Source organism: Thalassobacterium maritimum, from assembly GCF_031127805.1.
GTDB classification, from domain to species: domain Bacteria; phylum Verrucomicrobiota; class Verrucomicrobiia; order Opitutales; family Coraliomargaritaceae; genus Thalassobacterium; species Thalassobacterium maritimum.
The window spans coordinates 1-4,900 of record NZ_JARXHW010000096.1 but is presented as its reverse complement, the minus strand read 5'-3'; the positions used below and the strand labels follow the sequence as shown (position 1 = coordinate 4,900).

General features: G+C 57.9%; 3 protein-coding genes. 1 reads left to right on the top strand and 2 read right to left on the bottom strand.

Annotation, left to right across the window (positions count from 1 at the left end):
- Positions 1-287: 287 nt before the first annotated feature.
- Together QEH52_RS19000 and rlmB are read right to left on the bottom strand one after the other, a co-directional pair.
- On the bottom strand, positions 288-722 hold the full coding sequence (locus tag QEH52_RS19000) for a gamma-glutamylcyclotransferase family protein (protein ID WP_308952534.1): 435 nt from the start codon (positions 720-722) through the stop codon (positions 288-290).
- 98 nt (positions 723-820) lie between these two features.
- The gene (gene rlmB, locus QEH52_RS18995) at positions 821-1,390 is read right to left on the bottom strand and encodes a 23S rRNA (guanosine(2251)-2'-O)-methyltransferase RlmB (RefSeq protein ID WP_308952533.1); all 570 of its coding nucleotides are present in this window, start codon (positions 1,388-1,390) and stop codon (positions 821-823) included.
- A gap of 1,010 nt (positions 1,391-2,400) precedes the next feature.
- On the opposite strand from rlmB, the gene QEH52_RS18990 reads away from it, so the two are divergent.
- Positions 2,401-4,749 (top strand): DNA topoisomerase 3, encoded by a 2,349-nt coding sequence (locus QEH52_RS18990; protein ID WP_308952532.1) that lies wholly within the window; start codon positions 2,401-2,403, stop codon positions 4,747-4,749.
- Positions 4,750-4,900 lie beyond the last annotated feature (151 nt).

Here is a 4,900-nt window from a genome sequence, read left to right as displayed (position 1 = left end):
CCGCCACGTTTCTGCGTCGTGCTTAGCGTAGCCGAGTCCTTTAGGCTCGGTTCCGTGTGCTCGCCAGCTCGCGGTGTTGAATGTCCGCTCATACGTCAACGGGGTCTAAAGAGCCCCGCCACGTTTCTGCGTCGTGCTCCGCGTAGCCGAGTCCTTTAGGCTCGGTTCCGTGCAGCGTGGCCAGCTCGCGGTGTGGAATGGCCGCTCATGCGTCAACGGGGTCTAAAGAGCCCCGCCACGTTTCTGCGGTTGCAGATCGATGGGGCTCAATCCATTGGAGAATTGCTTCAAACTGGCCAGTCACCACTTTCGATGCGCGTGGCGCCATGCTGGGCGATCTTCTCGGCGCTCATTTCGTAGATCCAGACTTCCGACAGCGCTTCGCCCGCAGGAGTGAAGCAAGTCACCCGCAGGCGATTGTAGTCATTCTCCGCGGCCGGTCGGCCTGGCACGTAGCCTTCCAAATAGTCCAAGCCTGCGAAGGCCGCTGCATTCGCCATCTCCAGCAGGTAGCCATGCACCCATTGCTCCCCCCGCAGCAGCAAGCCCGGATAGCCCACATGCAGATCGTACAGCTCCCCCCGGATCTTCGCCGGCACCGGCTCCGCCGCCAGTTTACCCGCACAAAACGCCGGCCAGTAGTGCCCGCCCGGCTTCAGCGTGCCATAGACAAAAACTTTAAAGTCAGATGTCGTAGAGGATTCGCAATTATTCTTAGTCATTCGGATCAAGCCCATTCATCATTGAGCGTTGGACCCCTGCTTCGCTCAATGAGCTACGCAGGGCAAGCAGGTTCAATGTTCGACGTTCTCCCCCCCCGCTACTTCATCCGCTGTCGTACTGCTTCATACAAGCAAACACCTGCAGAAACCGATACGTTCAAGCAATCCACTGTGCCCGCCATCGGGATACTGACCAAGTGGTCGCATTTATCGCCGGTCACCTTGCGCAGTCCCCAGCCCTCGCTGCCTAGAACAAGCGCGGTCGGCTGATTGAAATCGACATCGTACAGCATGTCGTCGCCACGATCGGAGGTGCCCACGATCTGGATGCGCTGGTCGTGGAATTTACGCAGCAAATTGCCGATGTTTTTAATGCGCAAGAATGGCACGTCATCCGCACCGCCGCAGGAGATATCACGCACGGTCGGCGTGATGCCACAAGCACCCTTGACCGGCGCCAGCACCGCAGTCACGCCCGCACCCGAAGCCGTGCGCAAGCAAGCGCCCAGATTCTGTGGGTCTTGCAGGCCTTCGAGTATCAGAATCAAAGGATTCTCCGTGCGTTCGATCAAGTCGAACAAGTCGTCCTCGTTTTCGATGTGAATAATCGTCGGCCCCTTCGAATGACGAGGCGGACGTTTAATTTTATGAATAGAATTACGGCCCATAATATGGCAGCGCGCGGAGCGCTGAGTAGTTGCGCGATGCGCGCAGTAGAAAGTGGAGAGTGAAAAACAGGCATCATGCCGCTTTCCCCGCACAGGTAAAGCGGCAAGTGTCACTTCGTCAGCCGACGCGTGACGCGCGACGCGCGCAGTGGAAAGTGGAGAGTGGAGAGTGGGGAGTAAAAAAGAGCCTAGGAGGCAATGAGCTCGCCGAACGACGGGCGCCCCAAAGTAGCGGGGCTCTTTAGACCCCGTTCCCGTTCCGTTCAGCCGCGGATCAGCGTGAGGGGGGGGACTTGCCCAGTCCGCCGTCGTGTGCGAGCTTGCTCGTCGCCCGCGTCAGAGTCAGCACCAGCGCTTACCCGACGCTATTTTGAACCGCAGATCAACGCAGATGAACGCTGATAAATAGAATCCTATTGTCTGCAGCTTGACCACGGCGGACGCCATAAATGACGCCCTTACAAAACATTCATCTCAGTGATCTGCGTGTATCGGCGTCCATCTGCGGTTAATATCAGGTGCCGGATTGGTGCATAAAGTGGGGAACGCCCAACATTGAACATCGGATGTGTATAGCCTCTCTTGAACCTGCACCACGCAGCCGCTTAAAAGCGGAACTCCAAACCAAAACAGAAGCCCCAGGTCCTCCCAAGCCCAGCGCATATAAGATAAACCACATCCTTACAAGCCAGCGTCCTTACAAATCCCAGCGTCATGTAAGAAAACCCCGTCCTTACAAGTCCCAGCGTCCTTACAAGTTCCAGCGTCGTGTAAGATTCACGCAAATTCACAGCCAGCCGCGTGGAGCGTAGCTCTTTACGCGGTAAATTACATGTCACGGCGTAATGAAATGAAGACGGAACGGTTCAAGTTCCAGCGTCCCCCCCCAGCCCACGTCCCTCCCAGCCCCCCGTGTCACGTTCCCCCGTGTCACGTCCCCATTCACGGTATTTTTTATCTTTTGTCTGGCACGAACTATCGAAGCGACAACAGTGTCCTTTCCACACCTCATGAAAGTTGTTTTAGCAGAAAAACCCTCCGTCGCCCGCGATATCGCGAAATACCTCAAAGCTACCAGCAAGGGGCAGGGCTACCTGAAAAATGACGAGTGGACCATTACCTGGGCCTTCGGCCACATGGTGGAGCTGCAAGAGCCCGAAGAATACCAGCCCGATTGGAAGCCCTGGCGCCTCAGCAATCTCCCCATCATTCCCGAAGAATTTAAACTGCGCTCGCGCAAGGACGGCTCTGCACATGATCAGCTGATGATCATTAAAAAACTCTTTCAAGAAGCCGACGAAATTGTCTGCGCGACGGACGCCGGTCGTGAGGGGGAGCTGATCTTTCGCTACATCCTCACCTGGACCGAGTGCGAGAATAAGCCCTGCAAGCGCCTCTGGATCAGCTCCTTGACCAATGCCGCCATTGAAAAAGGCTTTAAGAAACTGGCCTCCAGCACCGACTACGACCGCCTCTATTACGCCGCCAAATGCCGCAGCGAGGCCGACTGGATCGTGGGGCTCAACGCCACCCGTTTCTTTACCGTCGAATACGGCAAGCGCAACCTCCTGCTCAGTCTCGGCCGGGTGCAGACACCCATTCTCGCCATGATCGTCAACCGCGACCTCGAGATCGAATACTTCAAGCCCAAGGACTTCTGGGAGGTCCACACCCTCTGCCGTGAGGCCACCTTCAAGCACACCGGCGGCAAATTCGAAGATCAGGCCAAGGCCCAGACCATTCTGGAAAAGGTCACCGGCCAGGAATTGGTGGTCAAATCCGTCACTAAAAAGAACGAAAAGGCCAACCCGCCCCAGCTCTACGATCTCACCTCCCTGCAGCAGGATATGAATAAGCGCTACGGCTTCACCGCCGATCAGACGCTTAAGCTCGCGCAAAACCTCTACGAAAGTAAGCACCTCACTTACCCCCGCACCGACAGCCGCTATATCAGCAGCGACATCCAGCCCACCATCCCCCCGCTGCTAGAAGCCCTGCGCCGCCTCAAGCCCGAAGAGATCGCCCCGCTCGACACCGCCGCCTTGCCCTTCAACGCCCGCATCGTCGACGACAAAAAGGTCTCCGATCACCACGCCATCCTGCCCACCGAAGTGCTCGGCGACTCCCTCGCCGGCGACGAGCGCAAGCTCTACCAGGCAGTGGTCACCCGCCTGATCGCCGTCTTCTACCCGCCCTGCATTAAGGCCGTCACCGTGGTCAACGCCGTCGCCGCCGAAGAACCCTTCCGCGCCCGCGGCAAGGTGCTGGTCGATCCCGGCTGGCAGGCGCTCTACGGCAAATCCGAGCCCGTGGAGACCGCCAAAAAGACCAAGGGCAAGGCCAAGGCCGACGACGCCGCGCAGGAACTGCCCGACTTCCAAAAGGGCGAAAGCAACCCACACCAGCCCTCGCTGCCCCAGTTTAAAACCTCCGCGCCCAAGCGCTTCAACGAAGCCACCCTGCTGCAACTCATGGAGACCGCTGGTAAGATCGTGACTGATGAGGCACTCAAAGAAGCCCTCAAGGACAAAGGCGTCGGCACCCCCGCCACCCGCGCCTCCATCATCGAAGTCCTCATTTCGCGCAACTACGTCGAACGCAAAAAGAAAAACCTCATCAGCACCGAGTCCGGCCGCGGCCTCATTTCCCTGATCCAAGACGAGCGTCTCAAGTCCCCCGAACTCACCGGCGACTGGGAATTCCGGCTCAAACAAGTCGAGCGCGGCGAGTATGATCCCGCCCAATTCATGTCCGAGGTCGCCGACTACACTCGCGAGATTTTGCAATGCACCTCCGCCAAGACCGTCAGCCTCGCCAACCTCGGGCCCTGTCCCATCTGCAATGCCCCCGTCATTCGCGGCAAGGCCGCCTACGGTTGCTCCGATTGGAAGGCCGGCTGCAAATTCGTCCTGCCCGGCGAACTCTGGGGGCTAGGCATCGGGCCCCAACTCGCCCGTGAGATACTGACGCATAAGCGCAGCCTCACCCCGCACCCCATCGAAGTCGACGGAAGCAAACGCTTCGCCACCCTTCAACTGGACAAACAAGGCAATTTCAGTTTCGAAGAAGCCGAAGTCGCCAAAAAAGAAGCCGGTCAAGAAGCCCTCGGGCAGTGCCCCACCTGCGGCGGCGACATCGTGATCGGCCGCAAAGCCTACGGCTGTTCCAACTGGCGCAACGGCTGCAAATTTGTCATTTGGAAAACGATGGCGCAAAAAGAGATCCCCCTCGAAGCCGCCAAAGAATTACTACAGACCGGCAGCACCGCCACCATCACCGGCTTCAAATCCAAAGCCGGCAAAGACTTCGACGCCAAGCTCAAGATCATGAACGGCGAAGTCAAATTCGACTTCTCGTAGCACGCGGAGCGGAGTGGGGGGCAAGGGACTTGCCCAGTAGGGAGTAGGAAGTGGAGAGTGGAGAGTTTGCTAGGAGGTTTCTTTTGTAGGGGCTTCATTTATGACGCCCGCGTCGTGCATGCGTTCTGTATTTAACCGCAGATGAACGCTG

What these genes read in the sequence shown, in the direction of transcription:
- QEH52_RS19000 (WP_308952534.1), bottom strand. Translation starts at nt 722, where the DNA reads ATGACTAAGAATAATTGCGAATCCTCTACGACATCTGACTTTAAAGTT.
- rlmB (WP_308952533.1), bottom strand. Translation starts at nt 1,390, where the DNA reads ATGGGCCGTAATTCTATTCATAAAATTAAACGTCCGCCTCGTCATTCG.
- QEH52_RS18990 (WP_308952532.1), top strand. Translation starts at nt 2,401, where the DNA reads ATGAAAGTTGTTTTAGCAGAAAAACCCTCCGTCGCCCGCGATATCGCG.